We start from the raw sequence: 22,058 nt of genomic DNA, 5'->3' as shown, positions 1-22,058 counted from the left end.
GGAGGTGCTTCGATGCGCTTGTCCAGAGCCGTCCTGACCGCGGCCGTCGTGAGTCTCACGGCCGCCGGCCTGCCCGCTTCCGCCACGGCGGCCCCGGCCGCCCCCGAACGCAGCGTGACCGACGTCGTGCCGGCACCCGTCTCCGCGAAGGCCGACCCGCGCGGCGCCTTCAAGCTCACGCCGGCCACCGTCATCACCGCCGACCGGGGCGCCGGCCAGGTCGCGGACTACCTGCGCGGCCTGCTGCGCCCGGCCACCGGCTACCCGCTGCCGGTCGTGCCGCAAGCCGCCGGCCTGCCCGCGATCGCGCTGGAGCTGGGCCACGACCCGCGGACCGGCACCGAGGGTTACCGGCTGAAGGTCACGCGCGACGGCGTCACGCTGACCGCCAACACCGCCGACGGGCTCTTCGAAGGCGTGCAGTCGCTGCGGCAGCTGCTGCCGTCGGCGATCGAGGCGAAGCGGGTGCAGCACCGGACGTGGACGGTCGCGGGCGGCACGATCCTCGACTACCCGCGCTTCGCCGAACGCGGCGCGATGCTCGACGTCGCCCGGCACTTCTTCAAGCCGGACCAGGTCAAGCGGTACGTCGACCAGATCGCCCAGTACAAGGTCAACACGCTGCACCTGCACCTGGCCGACGACCAGGGCTGGCGGATCGAGATCAAGAGCTGGCCGAAGCTGGCCACGGTCGGCGGCAAGACCGCCGTCGACGGCGATCCCGGCGGCTACTACACGCAGGCGCAGTACCAGGACATCGTCGCGTACGCGGCCTCGCGGCACATCACGGTGATCCCGGAGATCGACATGCCGGGCCACACCAACGCGGCGCAGTCGACGTACGCGGAGCTGAACTGCGACGGCAAGGCCGTCCCGGTCCGCACGGACACCGAGGTCGGCTACAGCTCGCTGTGCATCTCCTCGCCGATCACGTACAAGTTCGTCGAGGACGTCGTCCGCGAGCTGGCGGCCATCACCCCCGGCCCGTACCTGCACATCGGCGGCGACGAAGCACACTCGACCCCGCCCGCGGACTACCTCGCGTTCGAGAAGAAGGTGCAGCCGATCGTCGCCAAGTACGGCAAGAAGGTCACCGGCTGGCACGAGATCGCGAAGTCGGACCCGCCCGCGTCGGCGGTCCCGCAGTACTGGGACTTCGGCGGCGACAACCCCTCGGTGGCGGCGGCCGCGGCGCGCGGCAGCAAGATCCTGATGTCGCCGGCGAACTTCGCCTACCTCGACATGAAGTACACCGAGCAGACCCCGCTGGGCCAGGACTGGGCCGCGCTGATCGAGGTCGAGGACGGCTACGACTGGGATCCCGCGTCGCTGGTCACCGGCGTCGGCGAAAGCCAGATCGCGGGCGTCGAAGCGCCGCTGTGGACCGAGACCATCCGGACCAGCGCCGACATCGAGTACATGGCGTTCCCGCGGCTGCCGGGCATCGCGGAGATCGGCTGGTCCCCGAAGGCGACGCACAACTGGGACGCCTACCGCGTGCGGCTGGCGAAGCAGAGCCCGCGCTGGGTGGCGCAGGGCATCAACTTCTACCGCTCCCCGCAGGTCGACTGGAAGTGACCGGGCGGGCCACCTCGCGAGAGGTGGCCCGCACCGCGGTCAGCCCAAGGTCTTGCTGCGCAGGTAGACCACTTCCTGCGGGCCCCGTTTTACGAGCACCCAGAACGTCGACCACCGGTCCGGCGCGTGGAAACCGAAGTAGAGGTCGTACCGCACGTTCGGGTCGAGCACCCACCCGAACTGCCGCATCTCCCCGGCGTCGAACGGCGGGTCCTGCGGCCCGACCTCGCCCTGCGGGTTCGCCGGGTCGACGCCGTACTGCCGCAGGTAACCGTCCACACAGGACTTCGGGGCGGTGAAGGTGACCGCCAGCCGGTCGGTGAGCGGCGGCTGGACGTCGAACCGGAACCCCTCGACCGGGCACGACGGGAGCGAGATCCGGTACCGCGCCGCGGCGTCTTCCCAGCTCACCCCGCTCTCACTGCCCGGGTAGGCCCGCGGGTCGGGCTCCTCGCCGCAGCCGGCCAGCACGGCGGCCGCGGCGAGGAGCCCGAGAACGGCCGTCAGCGGCCGTGCACGCATCGCACTCCTTGCGGATTCATCGGTGCCCCGCGATGTCGAGGTTCTGGTTCGTGCTGCCCTGCACGGTGTAGTCCCGCGCGAGGCCGACGGTCGGCATCTGCGCCAGGTCCTTCACATTGTAGTCAACACCGTGCACCTCGATCGGCGGCTTGTCCGGGTCGAAGTTGTACGCCTTCTTCAGGTCCACGCGGTAGCCGCCGGTCAGCTGCACCGTGCCGTTGCCGGTCACCCGCGCGGTGAGGTCGCCGGTGACGCGGTACTCGAACGAGTGCAACGCGAAGATGTGGTCGGACACCTGCGTGAACTGCGAGCCGAGCCAGTTCGTGTCCAGCTTCAGCGCGCACGTGGAGCCGACCGGCCCGGTGCACTTGGCCGCGGCCTGGTTGGCGTAGGCCGCCAGCCGGGTGTTCAGTTCGGCCTGCCACTGCGGATCGCTGTAGAAGTCCCGCATCTGGTCGGCGCTCAGCACGTAGTCCTGACCGCTCGCCTTGGCCCAGTGGTCGAACAGGGCGCAGGTGATCGGCCGGTTGTGGCAGACGAACAGCGCGGCCGCGCCCTGCTCCATGGTCAGCATGTTGATGTAGTCCTGCAGCCCTATCCGCTCCCACGGCGTCGGTTCGTGGTAGGCCGGGTGGCCCGCCTCGTCGTCGCTGTAGGGGTGCCCGTCGGGATCGCTCATGTCGGGACGGCTGCCGCCATTGGCCTCGGCGATCTCCCGGAGGTACAGGTCGATCGTCCGCTGGAAGGCGTCGGCCGCGGCCTGCACCGCCTGGTCGCGGCTGAGGTTGGCGTCCGCGGCCGACTTCGCCGCGTCGGCCGCCGCCGTCCGCGCGTCGGACGCCGATGCCGCCGCGTCCGAAGCCGACGCCTGTGCCTTGTTCGCGGACTGCTGCGCCTGCTGGGCCGCCTGCTGGGCGGCGGCCTCGGCCTGCTTGGCCTGGTTCGCCGACTGCACCGCCGCGTCCGCCGACGTCTTCGCGTCCTGTGCCGACGCCGCGGCCTGCGCGGCGTAGGTCTTCGCCAGGTCGGCGGAGTCCTTGGCCTGCTGCGCGTAGCGATCCGCGTCGCCGGCCGCGCCACGGGCCACCGCGGCGGCCTTGGCCGCCTCGGCCGCGTTCTGCCGGGCCAGCGCCGCCGAGCGGGCGGCGTCGGCGACGTACCCGGCGACCTCGGCCCGGTGGGTGGCGGTCAGCGCGTCCCGCTGCCGCGCCCGGTACAGCCCGGACTCCAGGAACGTCCGGACGACGCTCGCCGGCCCGGCCAGCGCGGCCCGCGCCGAAGCGCGCACCTCCGGCCCGCCGGTCGAGACGGCCTGCGTGGCCAGCACCCGGTCGTCGGCCTCGCGGGCGGTGTACTGCCCGGTGCGCAGGAACGCCCGGACGTCGTCGGCGGTGCCGTCGAGGGCGCGGCGGCCCGCGGCCTGCACACCGGGTCCGCCTGCCGCGACGATCTGGGTGGCGAGCACCCGGTCGTCGGTTTCGCTGCCCGGGTACCGGCGGTTGCGCAGGAAGTCCTGCACCTGCGCGTCGGTGCCGACCATCGCGGTCCGCGCGGTCGTCGCTTCGGCCGGGTGGGCGGTCGAGGCCGCGATGGCCGCGACGCTGGCCCGGTCGTCCTTGCCCTGGGTGGCGGGCTGGACGGTGGTGACGAACGCCTTGACGTCGAAGTCGTCGCCGGTCAGCGCCGTTTCCGCGGCGGTGCGGGTGAACGGGCCACCGAGCTTGCGCAGGCCCGCGGCGGCCTTGCGGCCGTTGCGGGTGACCAGGGCCGCGTCGGCGCCCGGGGCGCGTGCTTCGGTGAGCAGGCGCTGGGTTTCGGCGTCGAGCTTGGCTTCTTCTCCTGCGGTCCAGGTGGCGTCCGCCTGGGCGTCCGCTTCGGCGTCCTTCGCCGCTTCGGCTTCGGCCGTCTCCTGGGCCTCCTGCTGGGCCAGCCGCTCCAGGTCGGCCTTGCGCGCGGTCTCGGCGACGGTCGCGGCGGTGTCGGCCGCGGTCTTCGCGTCGTTCGCGGCGGTGTCCGCTTCGCGCGCGGCGGCTTCGGCCCGTTCGGCCGCGTGCGCGGCTTCCCCGGCGTGGGCGGCGGCTTCCTCGGCGGCAGTGGCCGCCGCATCGGCGTGCGCGGCGGCCGAATCCGCGGCCGCGGCGGCCTGGTTCGCCGCCCCCACCGCCTCGTTCGCCAGCGCGGTGGCGGCGTTGGCCGCCCGGGTCGCCTCGGCGGCCTGCCGCTTCGCCTGCTGGGCCGCGCGGCGGGCGCGGTCGGCCTGCGCACCGGCTTGCTCGGCGAACCCGCCGGCCGCGTCGGCGGCATCGCCGGCCGCGGTGGCGTTCTGGCCGGCCGACGCCGCGGCGCTGGCCGCACTGGCCGCGGCGAGGGCCGCGGTGACCGCACCACGGGCCGCGTCGGCGGCCTTGCGGGCGTTCCACGAGACCTGGCGGGCGTCGACCGCGGCCTGACGGGCCCGGTCCGCCTGGCCGGCGTCCGTGGCGGCCGCGGCGGCGGCGTTGCGCGCGTTGGTCGCGGCCTGGCCGGCCTGCACGGCGGCGGTGGCCGCCTGGGACGCCGCGCTCGCGGCGATCCGCGCCGACTCGGTGGCCGCGGAGGCCGCCCGGATCGCCGTCTTGGCCGCCTCCGCCGCACGCCGGGCCGCGTCGGCCGCCCGGCCGGCCGCGGCGGCCGCGGTCAGGGAGTCGTTGCGCGCCGCTTCGGTCTCCTGGGCCGCCCGCTGCGCCGCCTGCTTGGCGAGCTCCGCGGCCTGCACGGCCTGGGCGGCGGCCTCCTTCGCGGCCTCCGTCTGGGCCGCGGCCCGCGTCTGCGCGTCCGAAGCGAGGTCCGCGAGCTGGGCCACGGTCAGGGTTTCGTGGTCCTGCGCGACCGCCACCGGGTAGCCGGCGGTGAGGAAGCGGGAGACGTCTTCGTCGGTGCCGTCCAGCGCGATCTGCGCCGCCCGCTTGACCTGCGGGCCACCCGCGGCCATCAGCTGGGTGACGCGCACGCGGTCGTCGCTCGCCTGCGCCCGCGCCCGGCCGGTGCTGAGGAATTCGCGCTGCTGTTCCGGGGTACCGGCCAGCGCCGTCTGGGCGGCGCGCTTGACACCGGGACCACCGGCGGCGAGCGCCTGGGTGACCTGTACGCGCAGGTCGTCGAGGCTCGGCTGCTGCCAGCCGGTGTCGAGGAAAGCCTGCATCTCCGGGACGGTGCCGCCGGCCGCGGTCTGCAGCGCGCGCCGCAGCCCGGGGCCCGCCCGCGACACGAGCTGCGAGATGCGCACCCGGAGGTCCTGCTCGGCGGCGACGGCCAGGCCGGCGGTCAGGAAGGCGTGCACGTCGGCGTCGGTGCCGCACAGGGCACGCTCGGCGGCGGCCTGGACGCCGGGCCCGCCGGTCTTGAGCTGGTCGAGGGCCTGCACCCGTTCGGACGGCGGCGCCGGTTCGGCGGCGGCCGCGGGCAGTGCGGTGACCCCGGACAGGAAACCCACGGCGGCCAGCACGGCGGCCACGGGTCTGCGGAACGATTTCATCTGTCGTCTCCCCCTTTTTTGGGCACGACGAAATCGCGGAACCGGCCGCGTGAAAAATCACCGCGGCCGGACCGCGCGAATGGGTGGAATACCGGTCAGCGGAACAGACCGGCGTGGCTCAGGACCGGCCGGACCGCAATTCGACGAGCGGCGTGAAGCCGTTCTGCGGGTCGACGCCCTCGCCGACCGGCGTGTAGGTGTTCTTGATGACGTCGGTGGGCGTGGCGGTGCCCTTGATCACCACGGTGGCCTTGAGCTCGTGGGCGTCGCCGGTGATCGCGAACACGTCCGGGACGTCCATCGTCAGGTAGCCGGAGTCCCCGGTGATGCGGAAGCAGAAGTAGGACCGCTCGGCGATCCGGCTCCACACCTTCACCAGCGGGCCGGTCGCGGCGCAGTCGGTGAACAGGATGTGCCCGTCACCCTTGAGCAGCCGGATGTGGTACTGCGCGTAGATCGCGTCGGCACCGGGGTAGTCGTACTCTTCGACGATCGGCGGTGGCACGTCGTCCGCGACCGCGGTTCCGGAAACGAACGGCAGAACGGCAGCGGAAAGAGCACCCGCGAGCAGCGGGCGCGCGAACTTCTTCACAGTTTCATCCCCCTGAAAAGGCGGCTTTTGACCGCCTCGAATCCCCGAACCGAATCCGATCTTACGGACGGCACACAGCGGAAGTCAACGGCAAACCCGCCGTCGTGACCGCTACCGCACCGAATCGCCCAGCCGCGCCCGGATCGCCCGCCGGGCCAGCTCATAGGGCCGGAATCCGCCGTCGAGCACGGCATCGGCGTTGGCCGCACGGCCCAGCGCGTGGAGTTCGAACGCGAGCACCTCGGCGTCGGCGTCGAGGTGCCCGAGCGCGACCGCTTCGGCCGCGGTTTCGGAGATGAAGGCGGCGAACGAGCCGCTCGCCGCGGCCACCGCGTCGTGCACCCGCCCCGGGCGCGCGTCGAACTCCGCGCCGACGTTGAAGAAGAAGCAACCGCCGGGGAAGACCCGCTTCGCCGAGTAGTCCAGCCACTTCTCGCAGATCGCGCGCAGCCGCGGCAGCCCGGGCGCCACCGCCCGCGCCGGGGTGACGACGTGCGAGCGGAAGATCTCCAGCGCGGCGTCGATCGTGGCGAGCTGCAGTTCTTCCTTGGAGCCGAAGAGCGCGAACACCCCGCTCTTGCTCAGCTCCAGCTCGGTGGCCAGCCGGCCGAGGGAGAGCCCCTCCAGGCCGTCGATCGAAGCGACGTCGACGGCCCGCCGCAGCACCAGGCGCCGGGTCGCGTCCCCGCGGGCAACCCGGCCGTCACCCGGCACGCCGCGCCCGCCAGCGGTCCACAGTGGACTGGACGCCGTCGCGGTAGGCCGCCGACAGCGCCGGTGCGGCCAGCACCCGGTCGGCGAGGTCCAGCGCCGCGTCGACCTTGTCCTCGGGCAGCTGCCCGTAGTTGGCGAAGGAAATCAGGTAGACCTCGGTGATCGTCGGCCCGTCCGAGCGTTCGGCGAGCTCGACGGGCCCGGCCGTCGGCACGGTGCCGGGCCGCAGCACGCGCAGGTACCAGCCACACCGGCCACTGTCGATCATCAGCGGCGTGATGTCCTTGCGCCCGGTCTTCATGGCCAGCTTGAAGCACGGCTGCCGCGGCTGCGAGACCTGGACGAGCGCGTCACCCCAGGCCCAGACGTCCCCGATCCGGACGTCGTCCTCGGTGACCCCGGACAGCGAAACGTTCTCACCGAACCCGCCCGGCTCGGCGTCGACGCCGTCGGCCGCCCAGGCCGGGTAGTGCGCGGCCGGGTAGACGTAGACGGCCTTGTCGACGCCGCCGTGCACGGTCAGGTCGGCTTGGCGGTCGCCGTCGAGGTTGAGCTCGGTCAGTGCCAGCTCGGGCACGGTGACCCGCGCCTTGGTGATCGCGCTCAGCACCGGGCGCTCCCGCCGGTACCCCAGGACGCTCGGTTCCCCCACAAACACGCCGTCGACGTTCATGGGGAGAAGGTAGCACGACCGTTCGTACAGTTCGGCCGTCTTCAGCCCAGCGCCGCCGACTCCTCGTCGGTGAGCAGCCGGGACCGGATCAGGAACCGCACCCCCTCCGGTGCCTCCAGCGAGAACCCGCTCCCCCGGCCGGGCACCACGTCGATCGTCAGGTGCGTGTGCTTCCAGTACTCGAACTGCGGCCCCGACATCCACACCGGCACCGGCTCGATGCCGTCGACCTCGAGCCGGCCCAGCAGCACGTCCGAGGTGCCCGTGCGGAACTCGCCCGCCGGGTAGCACATCGGGGCGCTGCCGTCGCAACAGCCGCCGGACTGGTGGAACATCACCGGTCCGTGGTGCGACACCAGCCGCCGCAACAGCGCCGCGGCGGCCGGTGTCAGGTCGGCCCTCTGCGTCATCAGAAGAACCCGAGCGCCTGGTCGGAGTACGAAACCAGCAGGTTCTTCGTCTGCTGGTAGTGGTCCAGCATCATCTTGTGCGTCTCCCGCCCGATGCCGGACGCCTTGTAGCCGCCGAAGGCCGCGTGCGCCGGGTACGCGTGGTAGTTGTTCACCCACACCCGGCCCGCCTGGATGTCGCGGCCCGCGCGGTAGGCCACGTTGCCGTCACGCGACCACACGCCCGCGCCCAGGCCGTACAGCGTGTCGTTGGCGATCTTCAGCGCGTCCGCGTAGTCGTCGAACTTCGTCACCGAGACGACCGGGCCGAAGATCTCCTCCTGGAAGATCCGCATCTTGTTGTCGCCGGCGAACACCGTCGGCTCGACGTAGTAGCCGCCCGACAACTCGCCGCCGAGGTCGGTCCGGGCGCCGCCGGTGAGGATCTCCGCGCCCTCCTGCTTGCCGATGTCGATGTAGGACAGGATCTTCTCGAGCTGGTCGTTCGACGCCTGCGCGCCGATCATCGTCTCGGTGTCGAGCGGGTGCCCCTGCTTGATCCGGCGCACGCGCTCGACGGCGTCGCCGAGGAAGCGGTCGTGGATGCCGGACTGGATCAGCGCCCGCGACGGGCACGTGCAGACCTCGCCCTGGTTCAGCGCGAACAGCGCGAAGCCCTCCTGCGCCTTGTCGTAGAAGGCGTCGTTCGCGGCCGCGACGTCGTCGAAGAAGATGTTCGGGCTCTTGCCGCCGAGCTCGACCGTCACCGGGATGATGTTTTCGCTGGCGTACTGCAGGATCAGCCGGCCGGTGGTGGTCTCGCCGGTGAACGCGATCTTCCGGACGCGGCTGCTCGACGCGAGCGGCTTGCCTGCCTCGACGCCGAAGCCGTTGACGATGTTGAGCACCCCCGGCGGGAGCAGGTCGCCGATGATCGAGATCAGCACGTGGATCGAGGCCGGCGTCTGCTCGGCCGGCTTGAGCACGACGGCGTTGCCCGCGGCCAGCGCCGGGGCGAGCTTCCAGACCGCCATCAGGATCGGGAAGTTCCACGGGATGATCTGCCCGACCACGCCGAGCGGCTCGTGGAAGTGGTAGGCGACGGTGTTTTCGTCGATCTGCGAGATGCCGCCCTCCTGGGCGCGCAGGGCACCGGCGAAGTAGCGGAAGTGGTCGATGGCGAGCGGGATGTCGGCGGCCAGCGTCTCGCGGACCGGCTTCCCGTTCTCCCACGACTCCGCGACGGCGATGGCCTCGAGGTTCCGCTCCATCCGGTCGGCGATCCTGAGCAGCGTGTTCGCCCGCTCCTCGGTCGACGTCCGGCCCCACGCCGGCGCCGCGCCGTGGGCCGCGTCGAGCGCCTTCTCGACGTCCTCGGCGTTGCCGCGGGCGATCTCGCAGAAGGTCTTCCCGGTGACCGGCGTCGGGTTCTCGAAGTACTGACCGCTCGCCGGCGGCACGTACTCGCCGCCGATGTAATGGTCGTAGCGCGCCTCGAAGCTGACGACGCTGCCTTCGGTGTTCGGTGCGGCGTACTGGACCATCTTCCCTGCCTCGTTGCTCGGAGTGATCGGGTGCGGCGAAGGTAGGTCCGGCAACGTTGCACGCGCGTTGCACCGCGGCGCGTCCGGTACCTACGCTGGCAGACGTGGCAGAGTCGCCGGAACCCGAGCTGCTGCGCGACCCGGAGTCGTACGCGCGGCTCCTGCGGCACGTCCGCGAGGCGGTGCTGGCCGGCGTGCCGGGCCCGCGGTCGCCACGCTCCGTGGTCTCCGACTCGTGGAACCGGTCACTGGCCGCCCGGGTGGACCCGGACGAGGGCGAGGCCCCGTTCGTCCACGACACCGCCGCCCTGGCCGCGCTGCGCGAGGCCCATCCGCTGGCGCCCGTGCTGCCGGTGCTGCGGCAGATGCTGGTGAGCATCGCCGACGACGCCGAGCACCTGATGATCGTCACCGACGCCGACGGCCTGATCCTCTGGCGCGAGGGCGCGGCGGGCCAGCTGGTGCGCGGGGACCGCGTCGGCCTCACCGAAGGCACCCAGTGGAGTGAAACCGCGATCGGCACGAACGCCATGGGCACGGCACTGGCCACCGGCGAGCCGGTGCAGATCTACTCGGCCGAACACCTGGTCCGGCGCTACCACACGTGGACGTGCGCGGCGGCGCCGGTGCGTGACCCCGAGACCGGCGTGCTGCTCGGCTCGATCGACGTCAGCGGGCCGCTGCGCACGGTCCACCCGGCCATGCTTTCCCTGGTCACGGCGACCGCGCAGCTCGCGGAAGGCCAGCTGCGCGCCCAGCTGGCGGTCCGCGACGAACGGCTGCGGCGGGTGAACATGCCGCACCTGGCGGCCCTGCGCGGCCGCCCGGGCGCGCTGCTTTCGGCGGCCGGGCGGGTGCTCGCGGCGGAGGCGTGCACCCTGCCGTCCACCGTGGACGTCCGCCGCGGCGGCGGGACGGTCGCCCTGCCCGACGGCCGCCTCGCCACGGTGGAACCGCTGTCCGAGGGCTACCTGCTCCGCCTGGCGTCCCCGTCGGGCACCCACCGGGCCCGGCTGCACCTGCAGTTCCTGTCCGACGGCGCCCACACGACCACTGTGGACGGTCGCGAAGTGCCGTTGACGTTGCGGCACGCGGAGATCCTGACCCTGCTGGCCCTGCACCCGAACGGCCTCTCGGCGGAACGGCTGGCCCTGCAGCTCTACGGCGAGACCGGCAACCCGGTGACGGTCCGCGCGGAGATCCACCGGCTGCGCTCGCAGCTGGGCGCGTCGGTGGTGCAGACGCGCCCGTACCGCCTGGCCGCGGACGTCGACGCCGACTTCCTCCGCGCCCGCACGGCGGTCCGCTCCGGTGCCCCGGCCGACGCGCTGCGCGTCTTCCGCGGGCCCCTGCTGCCGGAGTCGGAAGCGCCGGCGATCCGTGAGGAGCGGGAGACGCTGACCGCCCAGGTGCGTCAGGTGGCGTTGAACAGCGGCGACCCGGCGGTGCTGTGGTCGTTCTGGGAAACGGCCTGCGGTGCCGACGACTTCGCGGTGCTCGACGCGCTGCTGCGGACGCTCCCGCCGGCCGACCCGCGGCGGGCCGCCGTGGCCGCCCACCGCAGGCGGCTCGCCTGAGCCGTCACGGCTCGAGGTCGGCCACGCCCCGGCCGCTCGCCACGTCGAACGGCACCGACGCCTGGTCGTGCACGATCACCCAGCCGTCGCCGGTCTTCCGGAAGACGAAGGTGGCCCGGACCCACATGCCGTCGGTCACCACGCCGTTCTTCAGCGTCCCGCTGACCCGGCCGAAGCCGTGCCCGACGGCGAGGTCGCCGCTCGCGGTGATGGTCAGGTCGCGCAGCTCGTAGTCCACCTTTTCGAAGATGGTGAACACCTTCGCCCAGTTCTTCAGCTTGGCGTCGGTCCCGACGTGCTGCAGCGGCGGTTCGACGTCGAAGGACACGACGTCCGGCGCGTAGATCCGCCGCAGGGCCTCGAGATCCTTGGCCCGCAGCGCTTCCACGACCGCGTCGAGCCTGCCCCGGACCGCGGCCTCGGCACCCCCGGCCCGCAGCGGCGCCAGCGCGGCACTCCAGGCGACGACGTGGCCGAGCAGCGTGTCCAGCGCGGCGAACTGGTGCTCGCCGGGCGCGAAGACGGTGCCGAGGTCGAATTCGGTCGCCAGCGGCAGCGTGACCTGCGGGGCCACGTCGGCCAGCTGCAGGGCGCCGCAGACCAGCCGCAGCTGCTCGACCGCCCGGGCGCCGCCGACCCCGCCGTAGGAGACGAACCCGGCCGCCTTGGTGTTCCACTCGACGTAGACGTGGTCGAGGGCGTTCTTCAGCACCCCGGGGAGGGAGTGGTTGTACTCGGGGGTGACGAACACGAACCCGTCGCAGGACGCGACGACGGCGGCGAAGGCCCGGGTGCGCGGGTCGTCGTACTGCCCCGAGAAGCCCGGAGGGTCCTCGAGGTGCGGCAGCGGGTGGTCCCGCAGGTCGATCACGGTGAACTCGGCGTCTTCCCGGCGCGCGGCCCGCTCGTGCACCCACTGGGCGACCTGGTCGCCGATGCGGCCCGGACGGGTGCTGCCGAGCACGATCCCGATCTTGGTCATCGTTTCTCCCCTGTTCGGTTGGTTCCGACCGGTACGACGAAACGGGACGCCCGAATGTCAGGTCCTGACGGTCGGGCAGGCTGGATCGTCGGAGGAGACATGACAACGCCATCGGAAATCGTCGTCGCCGAGCGACGGCAGCTGGTCAACCTCGCCTACCGCCTGCTCGGCTCGCTGACCGAAGCCGAGGACGCCGTTCAGGAGACCTACGCCCGCTGGTACGCCCTGACCCCGGCGCAACAGGACGCGATCTCCTCGCCGGGCGCGTGGCTCACCACGGTGGCCGGCCGGATCTGCCTGGACGTCCTCGGCTCGGCCCGGGTCCGGCGCGAGCGGTACGTGGGCGAGTGGCTGCCCGAGCCACTGCCCGACCAGCCCGACCCGGCCGACCGGATCACCCTGGACGAGTCGGTGAGCATGGCGTTCCTCGTCGCGCTGGAAGCGATGACACCGGCCCAGCGCGTGGCCCTCGTGCTGCACGACGTCTTCGGGTACTCGTTCGCCGAGGTCGCCGAGATCACCGGCCGGACACCGGCGGCGAGCCGGGAACTGGCCTCCGCGGCCCGCCGCCGCGTCCGCGCCGGCTCGCCGGGCGCCCCGGCTCGCGGCCGGGCGGGCCTGATCAGGGACTTCAAGGAAGCGTGGGAAGCGAGCGACATCGAAGCGCTGGTCGGCCTCCTCGACCCCGGCGCGACCCTGACCGCGGACGGCGGCGGCGTGGTCCGCGCCGCGCTGCTGCCGATCGAAGGCGGCGAGCCGGTCGCGCGGTACGTCGCCGACCTCGCGGCCTCCGGGGTGCTGACCCTCGTGGAGCGGACGGTCAACGGCGAGCCCGGCCTGCTGCTCCGGCGCGGAGACGAACTCGCGGCCGTCTACTCCTTCGACGTCGAGGACGGCCGCATCACCCGGATCTGGGCGGTGCGGAACCCCGAAAAGCTGCGCCCCTGGCTCGGGTGAACTCGAAGTAGACACCGTCTACAGAAGTTTGATAGACAGTGTCCACAAGGTGAACCACGGGTTACGGAGATCGGGATGAGCTACCACCGTTTCGTCGTCGTCGGCGACAGCTGCGCCGAAGGACTCGACGACCCGTACCCCGACCGGCGCCACTACCGCGGCTGGGCCGACTTCGTCGCCGCACGGCTGGCCGAGGACGAGCCCGGGTTCCGCTACGCCAACCTCGCCGTCCGCGGGCGGCGGCTCGACCAGATCGTGCCCGAGCAGCTCCCGGCCGCCGCGCGTCTCGAACCCGATCTGGTCGCCCTCTTCGGCGGCGGCAACGACGTGATGAGCCGGGGCTGGGACGCGCGCACCGTCGCCCGGCGGGTCGATGCCGCCGTCCGGGCCTGCACGGACATCGCGCCCGTCGTCGTCACCTTCACGCTCAGCGACGTCTCCCGCCGGATGCCGCTCGGCCACCGGATGCGGCCGCGGATCGTCGCGCTCAACGACGCCATCCGCGAGGCCGCCGTCAGCTACGGGGCCCTGCTGATCGACCTGTGGCCGGACCAGGCCGTCACCGATTCGCGCTACTTCGGCGCCGACCGCCTGCACCTGTCCGCCCACGGCCACCGCCGGCTCGCCGCGTACGTCCTGGCCCGGCTCGGCCTGGACCACGACCCCGCCTGGCTCGCGCCCCTCCCGGGCACCGCGGCGCCCGGCAGCAGGCGCGCCGACCTGCAGTGGCTGGTCCGGGAGGTGCTGCCGGTCGCCGTGACGCGCACGCGCAACCGGCTGATCGGCCGCCAACCCGGCGACGGCTTCCTCCCGAAGCGCCCCGACCTGCTCCCGATGGCTTTGGACGAGGCATGGGCACCCGGCAACGCCTGATCGCGACGGCGTCGGAACTGCTCGCCGAGGAAGGCGTCGGCGCGGTCACCCTGCGCGGGATCGCCAAGGCGGCCGGGGTTTCCCACGGCGCACCCCTGCGGCACTTCTCGGGCCGCGCCGAGCTGCTGTCCGCCGTCGCGACCCGCGGGTACGCCGAGCTGCTCGCCCGCCGGGAGACGCTGCCGGAGACCTCGCCGCGGGAACGGCTCACCGCGGCCTGCCACAGCTACCTCGACTTCGCGCTGGCCAACCCGGCGATGTTCGAGCTGATGTTCCGCCGCGACCTGATCGACCCGGACGACCCGGAACTCTCGGCGGCGACGAGCGCGGTCTTCGACACCTTCGCCGTGCTGGTGGCGGCGGTGCCGACCCCGGTCGCGCGGTCCGGTGCCGACCTGCGGCTGGTGGCCGCGTCGCTGTGGGCGGCCCTGCACGGGCTCGCCCAGCTGTGGCTGTGGGGCGGCCTGGCGGACGCCAGCTTCGCGCCGTCCCCCGAAGCCGCGCTGGCCGTCACGCTCGACGCCTACCTCGACACGCCGACCCGGTCCGCGCGCCCGAACACCTGATCGAATACCCTCTCCGGCATGACCGAGTCAGACCCGCAGCTCGAGCGCATCCGCAAGCTGCTGGCGAAGGCGGAAGACCCGGCGGTCACCGAGGCGGAAGCCGAGGCGTACAACCAGAAGGCCGCCGAGCTGGTCGCGCGCTATGGGATCGACCAGGCGATGCTCGCCGCGTCGGGCGCCAGTTCCGACGAGATCGGCACGCTGACGATCCCGATGAACGACCCGTACAGCCGCGACAAGGCGAGCCTGCTCACCTCGGTCGCGTACCCGCTGCGCTGCCGGACGCTGCTGCACCGCCTCGGCCAGAAGGTCGAGAGCGTCACGGTGTTCGGGTTCCGCTCCGACCTCGGCCGGGTGGAGCTGCTGTTCACCAGCCTGCTGCTGCAGGCGGGCACGCAGCTGACCCGCGTCCGGCCGGGCGGGTTCTTCCCCGGCGAGTCACTGGCCGCGTACCGGCGCACGTGGCTGCACGGCTTCGCGCGCGCGGTGCACGAACGGCTTTCCCACGCCGAGGAGGAAGCCGTCCGCACGGCGGTGCCGGGCGCGCGCTCGGCGGAGCTGGTGGTCCGCGACCGCGCGCAGATGGTCCAGCACGCGTTCGACGCCGAGTACGGCGACCTGCGCGCCGCCGCACCCCGGCGCCTGTCGGGCAGCGGCTACCTCGACGGCCACGACGCCGGCACCCGGGCCAACCTCGACCCGGCCGCGCTGACGCGGCGCCGCAAAGCCCTGCGCTGAGTCCCCCGGTTGCCGCTATCGCGGCGGCGATCACTTCCGCTTGTATGAGCGCATGCGCGTTGTCGATCTTGCCGGCCGCCCCGACCTCCTCGACGCCGCGTTGGGCCTCGGTGACGTCGGCGGCCAGTTCATCTACCAGGGCGCGAGCGGCCGGATGATCACCGGCGAGCGCTTCCTGCGCCACTGGGCGCGCTACTTCCTGATCGCCTTGGCCGACGACGGCACCCCGATGGCCCGCGCGCTGTCGGTCCCGCTGGCGTACCCGGCGCCGGACCGCACGGAGCTCCCGGACCACGGCTGGGACCAGGCGATCGAGTGGGCGGCCCAGGACGTCATGGACGGCCGCGCGCCGAACGCGTTGTGCGCGCTGGAAGTCGTGATCGCCCCGCACCTGCGGGGCACCGGCCTGGCGACCCCGATGCTGAAGGCGCTCAAGGCCGTGGCGGCGGAATCGGGGCTGAGCAAGCTGATCGTCTCGGTCCGCCCGATCGGCAAGGAGGCCGAGCCGACCGTCCCGATGCCGGAGTACGCGGCCCGCCGCCGTCCGGACGGCCTGCTCGCCGACCGCTGGCTGCGCACCCACGAGCGGCTCGGCGCCCGGGTGGTGAAGGTGTGCCCGTTCGCGGTGACGCTGTCGGGCTCACTGGCGGACTGGCACGAGTGGACGGGCGTGAAGCTCGAGGACGGCGAGAACCTCATCCCGGGCGGCATCGCCCCGGTCCACGCCTCGACCACCTACGACGTGGCGACCTACGTCGAGCCGAACGTGTGGCTGGAACACCCGATGTGATCTCGGGGATCACCCTGATGGCGCACCCTCCTGGCACCTGCTAACTTTTGTTGGCATGTGGACGCCGGGTGACGAGCTCCTGCGGCAGCTGGGCGCGCTCGCCAACCCGCACCGGCTGCGGATCGTCGCGGCCCTGCACGCCGAACGCACCTACGTCAGCAAGCTGGCCCGCGAACTGCGGATCAGCCGCGCGCTGCTGCAGGTCCACCTGCGCAAGCTCGAAGCCGCCGGCCTGGTCAGCGCCGGCTTCGAGACCGGCGAGGACGGCAAGACGCTGCGGTTCTACGAGCTCACCCCGTTCTCCGTCGTGCTGACGCCGGAGGCGATCGCGGCGGCCGCGCCGACGCTGACCACACCGGAGTCCGTCCAGGGGGACGGCGAGGAGGGACGGACGTGAACTGGCACCAGTGGCAGGAAATCATCGGCGTGACCGGGGTCTTCGTCCTGATCACCGTCGTGCTGTCGATCGCGATCGTGCAGCTGGCCGCGACCTGGCGGGCCAAGGCCGCGCTCGCCCGCGAGAGCGAATACCGGAGCCTGGCCGAGAAAGCCGTCCGGACGCAGGAAGAAACCGAACGGCAGCTCAAGGACGTCCAGGACCGCCTGCGGTCCATCGAACACGTGCTCAAGGAGGTCGACTGACCGGCTGAAGGCCCTGGACCGCCGAGCGGCAACTCGGCGGCCCAGGAAGAAGAAGCACCCACTCGCCCGAGGGCGAGCTCTCATCGGATCACTCCTTCACGGAAGGACCTTAGTTCATGCTGCCCGCAAAACGGCCGGTGGTCGAAGCCGTCACGAACTGGTCGCTGCGGCACCGCGCCGCCGCGATCCTCGGCTGGCTCGCGCTCGTCGCACTGGCCTGGGCGCTCGGCACGTTCGTCCCCGGCACCGACGCGCGGTCGAGCCCGCCCGGCGACGCCGGCACCGGCCAAGCCGTCCTCGACCACCAGGCCACCCGCGAACCCTTCTTCGAGAACGTCCTCGTCCAGCCGCGGTCCCCGGCGGTCACCGCCGACCTCGTGACGACCCTGACGACGTCGGGCGCGGTCGCGGACACCCGCTCCGAGGTCTCCGCCGACGGCCGGTCGGAACTGGTCACCTTCCGGATCACCGGCAGTGGCACCGAAATCCGGGCCGGCCTGGCGAAGGCGACCGCGGCGGTCGACACGGTCGCCGCCCGGCACCCGGACGTCCGGGTGGCCCAGGCCGGCGATCTCACCGTGTCCGGCGCGGTCGACAAGAGCATCAAGGAGGACATCGGGCGGTCGGAAGCCCGCTCGCTGCCGATCACCGTGCTGATCCTGCTGGTGGTGTTCGGCTCGCTGGTCGCGGCCGCGGTCCCGGTCCTGCTCGCGGGCACCGCGGTGCTCGCCACCTTCGGCTTCCTGTCCGTTGTGGACAACTGGATCCCGGTCAACAGCGCGACTTCCGCGATCACGCTGCTGATCGGGATGGCGGTCGGCGTCGACTACTCGCTGTTCTTCCTGCGCCGGGTCCGGGAAGAACGCGCGCACGGCGTCGAGGAGTCGATCCGGATCGCGGCGCGGACGTCGGGGCACGTGATCGTCGTGTCGGGCCTGACCGTCGTGCTGTGCGTGACCGGCCTGCTGTTCACCGGGCTCGACAACCTGCGCGGCCTGACCGTGGGCACGGTCCTGGTCGTCGGCCTGGCCGTGCTCGCCGCGGTGACCGTCCTGCCGGCGACGCTTTCCCTGCTCGGCTCGCGCGTCGACCGCGGCCGGATCCCGTGGCTCGGCCGGCGCCGGACCCGCTCGGCCTTCTGGGCGGGTGTGGCGACCGTCGTCACCCGGCGGCCCGCGGTCTGGAGCGGGCTCGCCACCGCACTGCTCGTGCTGCTCGCCTTGCCCGCGCTGGGAATGCGGTTGCAGGACCCGGCGCCGGCCGAGAGCCTGCCGCGCAGCATCCCGGTGATCGACGCGGCCGTGCGCATCCAGGAAGCGTTTCCCGGCGTCACCATGCCCGCGCACGTCGTCCTCTGGAACACCCGCGGCGGCCCGGTCGACACCCCCGCGCTGCGCCGGGCGATCGGCGAACTCACCGCGGAACTGCCGCGGCCGTCCGTCGTCGTGCCGGTGGACCAGGCGCTCGTCGTCCGGATCCCGCTCGGCGGCACGGGGAACGACGAAGCGGCGAGCCGCACGCTCACGACGTTGCGGGAAACCCTGCTGCCGCAGACGGTCGGGCGGATCGACGGCGTCGGTTACGCCGTGGCGGGCCGCACCGCCGAAGCGCACGACTTCACCGCGCAGGTGCTCGCCCGGGCGCCGTACACCTTCGGGTTCATCCTGCTGCTCGCGTTCGCGCTGCTGCTCGTGGTGTTCCGGTCGGTCGTGGTGCCGGTGGTGTCGATCCTGCTCAACGCGCTGTCGGCGGGCGCGGCCTACGGCGTGCTCACCCTGGTGTTCCAGGGTGGCTTCCTCGCGCCACTCCTGGGTTTCACGCCCTACGGCGGGGTGCTCGGCTGGCTGCCGGTGTTCCTCTTCGTGCTGCTGTTCGGGCTGAGCACCGACTACCACGTCTTCATCCTCAGCCGGATCCGCGAACGGCGGCGGCCGGGCGGGCCCGTCCGGCAGGCGATCGTCGAAGGCACCGCGAGCAGTTCCGGGGTGGTGACGAGCGCCGCGCTGATCATGACCGGGGTGTTCAGCGTCTTCCTCAGCCTGGCCGCGATCGAGTACAAGATGCTCGGCCTCGGCATGGCGTTCGCGATCCTGCTCGACGCGACGATCGTCCGCGGCGTCCTGCTGCCCGCCGCGCTGGCACTGTGCGGCGACCGGCTCTGGCCCGGTCAAAGTGTAGAAACCCTTAAAGCTCCGTCCAGAACTCTTCGCTTGTCCTGACGGATCCTCTTCGGCACCGTTGATCGCATGAACGGTGGACGGGGCGCTTCGGCGCGCATAGTGGTCCTGGCCCTGCTGTGGGGCTCGGGCTTCCTCTGGATCAAGCTGGCCCTGACCGGGCTGAGCCCCGTCCACCTCACCCTCGTCCGGTGCGCCCTCGGCGCGCTGACGCTGCTGGGCCTGGCGATCGCCGCCCGGCAGCGGCTGCCGCGGGACGGCCGGACCTGGGCGCGGCTGGTCGTCGCCGCGTTCTTCTGCAACGCCCTGCCCTTCGCGCTGTTCGGCATCGGGGAGCGCACCGTCGACTCCGGGGTCGCCGGCGTCATGAACGCCACCACTCCGCTGTGGTCGCTGCTGATCGGTGTCGCGCTCGGGACCGAACGGCGGCTCAACCCCGCGCGGCTGCTCGGGCTGGTCCTCGGCTTCGCCGGCATCCTGGTGATCTTCGCGCCGTGGCAGCAGTCGGGCCTGCTGAGCACCGGCGCGCTGGCCCTGCTCGGCGCCGGCCTCAGCTACGCGGTCGCCTTCGCCTACATGGCACGGAAACTGCCGCCGGACGGCGCTCCGCTCGCGCTCTCGGCCGCCCAACTGCTGACCGCCACCGGGCTGACCGCTCTCGCGCTGCCGGTCGCCTCCGCCGCGCCGCACCTGACGCTCACCGCCGTCGTCGCGGTGACGGTCCTCGGCGTCTTCGGGACCGGCATCACGTTCTACCTGAACTACCGGATCCTCTCCGACGAAGGCCCGACCGCCGCGGCGACGGTCGGCTACCTCCTGCCGGTGGTCTCGGTCGCGCTCGGCGCCCTCGTCCTCGGCGAGCCGCTGACCGTCCGGGTCGTCGGCGGGATGGCGGTCGTGCTGGTCGCCGTCGGCCTGACCCGGTGGCAGCCGGCTCAGGCGCGGGCGAACTGCCCGGCGAGCTCGGCAGGCGGCCTGGCCACGCCGAAGTAGTCGCCGGTCGCCAGTTCCGCGCCGGCCGTGCGCCACCAGCTCGCCTGGTCCTCGGTGTGGATCCCGTCGACCACGAGCGTCGCGCCGACCTGCCGGACCAGCGGCACCAGCGCGCTGAGGAACGTCGAGTCCGACCACGCCTGCCACTCCGCGAGCCGCCGGTCGACGCGCACGATGTCGACCGGCAGGTTCTCGATCGCGCGCAGGTCGTCCGGTCCCAGCCCGAACTCGTCGAGCATGACGTGCACGCCGAGGTCGGCCAGCGCGGTGACGTTCTCGATCACCCCGGACACCGGGAGCGCGCCGGCCGGGACGCCGAGCATCAGCTGCTCGGGCGGCAGGCCGGTGTCCCGCAGCAGCCGCGTCACGCGCGTGCCGAGTGCGTCGTCCGACACCTGGTGCCCGGTCAAGCCGGCGACCATCGGCAGGCCGAACCCCGCGCGCTGGCGCCACCACTCGCCCTGGCGGCTCGCGGCCCGCAGCAGCCAGTCGCCGAGCGGCAGCATCAGCCCGGTCGACTCGGCGAGTTCCACGCAGCACTCGTGCGAAAGCGCGGTGTCGTCCGGGCGGTCCCAGTGCAGGCGGGCTTCGATGCCGGCGACCTCGCCGTCGGCCAGCCGCGCCACCGGCCGGTAGCGCACGCCGATCTCGCCGTGTTCCCAGGCGCCGGCCATGCCGACGGCCACCGCCTGCGTCCGCCGGTCGTGGGCGTCGGCCTCGCGGTCGAACATCTTCCACTGGCCGCGCCGCCGCTCCTTGGCGCGCCGCAGCGTCTGGTCGGCCTGGCGCAGCAGTTCCAGCGGGTCGATGCCCTTCGCCGGCCGGTGCACCACCCCGGCGCTGGCCGACAGCGCGAGCCCGTGGCCGTCGACGAAGAACGGCTCGGCGAGCTCGTCGTTGATCGCCCGCACGATGGTGGCGATGTCCGGCGTCGACTCGGTGTTCTCCACCAGGATGCCGAACTCGTCGCTGTGGAACCGCGCGATCATCGCGTTCTCGCGGGACATCACCGCCTTGAGCCGCTGCGCGAAGTGCACCAGCAGCTGCTCGCCGACGCGGCGGCCGAGGCTGTTGCAGACCATGCCGAACGCGTCGAGGTCGACGTGGAACAGCGTGACGCCGTACGTCGGGTCGGCCCGCCGCAGCGCCGCTTCCAGGTGGGTGCCGAAGTACTGGCGGTTCGGCAGCCCGGTGAGGACGTCGTGCAGGGCCTGGCGGCTCAGCTCGCCCTGCAGCAGCATCAGCTCGGTGCCGTCCTCGATCACCACGACGAAGTGGGACGGCTGGTTTTCGGCGTCGCGCAGCAGCGACGCGGTGAGCGAGATGCGGACGACGTCGCCGTCCTTGCGCAGCAGCCGTTCCGACTGCCGGATCCGCTCCTTGCCGCCGTCCAGCAGGGCCAGCATCGCGTCGCGGAGGACCTCGACGGACTCGGGGTGGACGACGTCGTAGAGCACCGAGCCGGCCAGCTCGCCCGCCGGGTGCCCGAGCATCTCGGCCAGCGCCGCATTGGCCCGCACGATCCGGCCGTCCAGCGCGACGACGGCGATGCCGCTCGCCGACGACGTCACCACCTCTTCGAAGCGCGCCTCGCTCTGCCGCAGGTTCCACTGGGCGTCCCGCACCGCCTTGATCAGCGACAGGTGCATGATCTCCTGCTGGTCGAGGACGCTGCGCTCGTGCGCGAGCAGGAAGCCGCAGGCGAGCGCGCCGAGCGCGGCCACGATCCGGTCGGCGGCGCCCGCCAGTTCGGGCAGCGCCGGCAGGCCCTTCCCGAGCACCTCGAGCGTGCACCGCAGGCCGGGCTCGCCGACGTAGCCGAGCGCGACCAGCCGGGCGCCGATCCGCTCCGCCGGTGTCACGTCCGGCGACGCGCGGTGCAGCGTGCCGCAGAGCGTGTCCACCAGCTCGCCGAGCTCCGCTTCGAGTTCCTCCCGGCTCAGCGAAACGACCGTCACGCCGCTGAGCAGGTACGCCCACTTGCGGGCGAGCCGGGTCCGTTCGCGGCTCGCATCGGGAGCGGCGGGCTCGTCCGGCTGGGGTGCGATCATCGGCATGGAGGACGTCCGCATCAGATCTCGTGGCCGGCCCGCACGATGCCGGGTAGGGAGAAATCGGCATCCGGCGGATACCATTCCGGTGATCGGGTCACGGAGAACACCTTCTCAGTCTGATCGGACCGAAAGAGCTTAGCGATTCCTCGCGCTTCGGCTACTGCGCCATCCGCGTGAGCCCGG

At 72.6% G+C, this 22,058-nt stretch carries 20 protein-coding genes; 11 read left to right on the top strand and 9 right to left on the bottom strand.

Features of this window, described 5'->3' with window-relative positions; translation table 11 throughout:
* Positions 1-12 precede the first annotated feature (12 nt).
* Entirely contained in the window at positions 13-1,578 is a 1,566-nt protein-coding gene (locus ABZX11_RS13365) for a beta-N-acetylhexosaminidase (RefSeq protein ID WP_354912875.1), read from the top strand.
* 39 nt (positions 1,579-1,617) lie between these two features.
* Here ABZX11_RS13365 and ABZX11_RS13360 read toward each other — a convergent pair whose 3' ends face one another.
* From ABZX11_RS13360 to adh, 7 genes are all read right to left on the bottom strand, one after another.
* The gene (locus ABZX11_RS13360; RefSeq protein WP_354912873.1) at positions 1,618-2,100 is read right to left on the bottom strand and encodes a hypothetical protein; all 483 of its coding nucleotides are present in this window, start codon (positions 2,098-2,100) and stop codon (positions 1,618-1,620) included.
* Positions 2,101-2,116: 16 nt separating this feature from the next.
* The gene (locus ABZX11_RS13355; protein ID WP_176174776.1) at positions 2,117-5,614 is read right to left on the bottom strand and encodes an ALF repeat-containing protein; all 3,498 of its coding nucleotides are present in this window, start codon (positions 5,612-5,614) and stop codon (positions 2,117-2,119) included.
* A gap of 118 nt (positions 5,615-5,732) precedes the next feature.
* Positions 5,733-6,206 (bottom strand): hypothetical protein, encoded by a 474-nt coding sequence (locus tag ABZX11_RS13350; protein WP_354912871.1) that lies wholly within the window; start codon positions 6,204-6,206, stop codon positions 5,733-5,735.
* A 111-nt stretch (positions 6,207-6,317) separates the two neighbouring features.
* Positions 6,318-6,920: a TetR/AcrR family transcriptional regulator gene (locus ABZX11_RS13345; RefSeq protein ID WP_354912869.1), complete on the bottom strand. Its 603-nt coding sequence runs from the start codon at positions 6,918-6,920 to the stop codon at positions 6,318-6,320.
* Positions 6,910-7,593 carry an MOSC domain-containing protein gene (locus tag ABZX11_RS13340; protein WP_354912867.1) on the bottom strand — a complete coding sequence of 228 codons (684 nt, stop codon included), beginning with the start codon at positions 7,591-7,593 and terminating at the stop codon, positions 6,910-6,912. Before ABZX11_RS13340 ends, ABZX11_RS13345 begins: the two co-directional genes overlap by 11 nt.
* 41 nt (positions 7,594-7,634) lie before the next feature.
* Positions 7,635-8,003: a DUF779 domain-containing protein gene (locus tag ABZX11_RS13335; protein WP_354912865.1), complete on the bottom strand. Its 369-nt coding sequence runs from the start codon at positions 8,001-8,003 to the stop codon at positions 7,635-7,637.
* Positions 8,003-9,526 (bottom strand): aldehyde dehydrogenase, encoded by a 1,524-nt coding sequence (gene adh, locus ABZX11_RS13330; protein ID WP_354912863.1) that lies wholly within the window; start codon positions 9,524-9,526, stop codon positions 8,003-8,005. Before adh ends, ABZX11_RS13335 begins: the two co-directional genes overlap by 1 nt.
* A 104-nt stretch (positions 9,527-9,630) precedes the next feature.
* Between adh and ABZX11_RS13325 the strand changes: the two genes are divergently transcribed.
* Entirely contained in the window at positions 9,631-11,103 is a 1,473-nt protein-coding gene (locus ABZX11_RS13325; RefSeq protein ID WP_354912861.1) for a GAF domain-containing protein, read from the top strand.
* A 4-nt stretch (positions 11,104-11,107) separates the two neighbouring features.
* On the opposite strand, the gene ABZX11_RS13320 is transcribed toward ABZX11_RS13325, so the two are convergent.
* Positions 11,108-12,085, bottom strand: coding sequence for an NAD(P)H-dependent oxidoreductase (locus ABZX11_RS13320; RefSeq protein WP_354912859.1), 978 nt, complete (start codon positions 12,083-12,085; stop codon positions 11,108-11,110).
* 99 nt (positions 12,086-12,184) lie between these two features.
* Between ABZX11_RS13320 and sigJ the strand changes: the two genes are divergently transcribed.
* The 9 genes from sigJ to ABZX11_RS13275 all read left to right on the top strand — a co-directional run bounded on the left by sigJ (position 12,185) and on the right by ABZX11_RS13275 (position 19,821).
* Positions 12,185-13,042: an RNA polymerase sigma factor SigJ gene (gene sigJ / locus ABZX11_RS13315; protein WP_354912857.1), complete on the top strand. Its 858-nt coding sequence runs from the start codon at positions 12,185-12,187 to the stop codon at positions 13,040-13,042.
* Between the two features lie 75 nt (positions 13,043-13,117).
* On the top strand, positions 13,118-13,915 hold the full coding sequence (locus ABZX11_RS13310) for an SGNH/GDSL hydrolase family protein (RefSeq protein ID WP_176174769.1): 798 nt from the start codon (positions 13,118-13,120) through the stop codon (positions 13,913-13,915).
* Complete coding sequence (locus tag ABZX11_RS13305; protein WP_354912855.1) at positions 13,894-14,481, top strand: TetR/AcrR family transcriptional regulator; 588 nt, start codon at positions 13,894-13,896, stop codon at positions 14,479-14,481. The genes ABZX11_RS13310 and ABZX11_RS13305 overlap by 22 nt, the downstream gene beginning before the upstream one ends.
* Positions 14,482-14,499: 18 nt before the next feature.
* Positions 14,500-15,219 (top strand): DUF2786 domain-containing protein, encoded by a 720-nt coding sequence (locus tag ABZX11_RS13300; protein ID WP_176174767.1) that lies wholly within the window; start codon positions 14,500-14,502, stop codon positions 15,217-15,219.
* Positions 15,220-15,271: 52 nt separating this feature from the next.
* Positions 15,272-16,009, top strand: a complete 738-nt coding sequence (locus ABZX11_RS13295) for a Long-chain-fatty-acid--CoA ligase (RefSeq protein WP_354912853.1) — start codon at positions 15,272-15,274, stop codon at positions 16,007-16,009.
* 55 nt (positions 16,010-16,064) lie between these two features.
* Positions 16,065-16,406: a winged helix-turn-helix domain-containing protein gene (locus ABZX11_RS13290; protein ID WP_176174765.1), complete on the top strand. Its 342-nt coding sequence runs from the start codon at positions 16,065-16,067 to the stop codon at positions 16,404-16,406.
* Positions 16,403-16,651 carry a hypothetical protein gene (locus tag ABZX11_RS13285; protein ID WP_176174764.1) on the top strand — a complete coding sequence of 83 codons (249 nt, stop codon included), beginning with the start codon at positions 16,403-16,405 and terminating at the stop codon, positions 16,649-16,651. Before ABZX11_RS13290 ends, ABZX11_RS13285 begins: the two co-directional genes overlap by 4 nt.
* Before the next feature lie 116 nt (positions 16,652-16,767).
* The gene (locus ABZX11_RS13280) at positions 16,768-18,870 is read left to right on the top strand and encodes an MMPL family transporter (RefSeq protein WP_354912850.1); all 2,103 of its coding nucleotides are present in this window, start codon (positions 16,768-16,770) and stop codon (positions 18,868-18,870) included.
* A gap of 27 nt (positions 18,871-18,897) precedes the next feature.
* Complete coding sequence (locus ABZX11_RS13275) at positions 18,898-19,821, top strand: DMT family transporter (RefSeq protein WP_354912848.1); 924 nt, start codon at positions 18,898-18,900, stop codon at positions 19,819-19,821.
* Here ABZX11_RS13275 and ABZX11_RS13270 read toward each other — a convergent pair.
* On the bottom strand, positions 19,764-21,893 hold the full coding sequence (locus tag ABZX11_RS13270) for an EAL domain-containing protein (RefSeq protein ID WP_354912846.1): 2,130 nt from the start codon (positions 21,891-21,893) through the stop codon (positions 19,764-19,766). The two genes, ABZX11_RS13275 and ABZX11_RS13270, sit on opposite strands and share 58 nt — an antisense overlap.
* Positions 21,894-22,058 lie beyond the last annotated feature (165 nt).

Source organism: Amycolatopsis sp. NPDC004169 (assembly GCF_040610315.1).
GTDB lineage: Bacteria > Actinomycetota > Actinomycetes > Mycobacteriales > Pseudonocardiaceae > Amycolatopsis.
The sequence above is the reverse complement of the archived record's forward strand: the minus strand, read 5'-3'. Positions and strand labels throughout refer to the sequence as shown.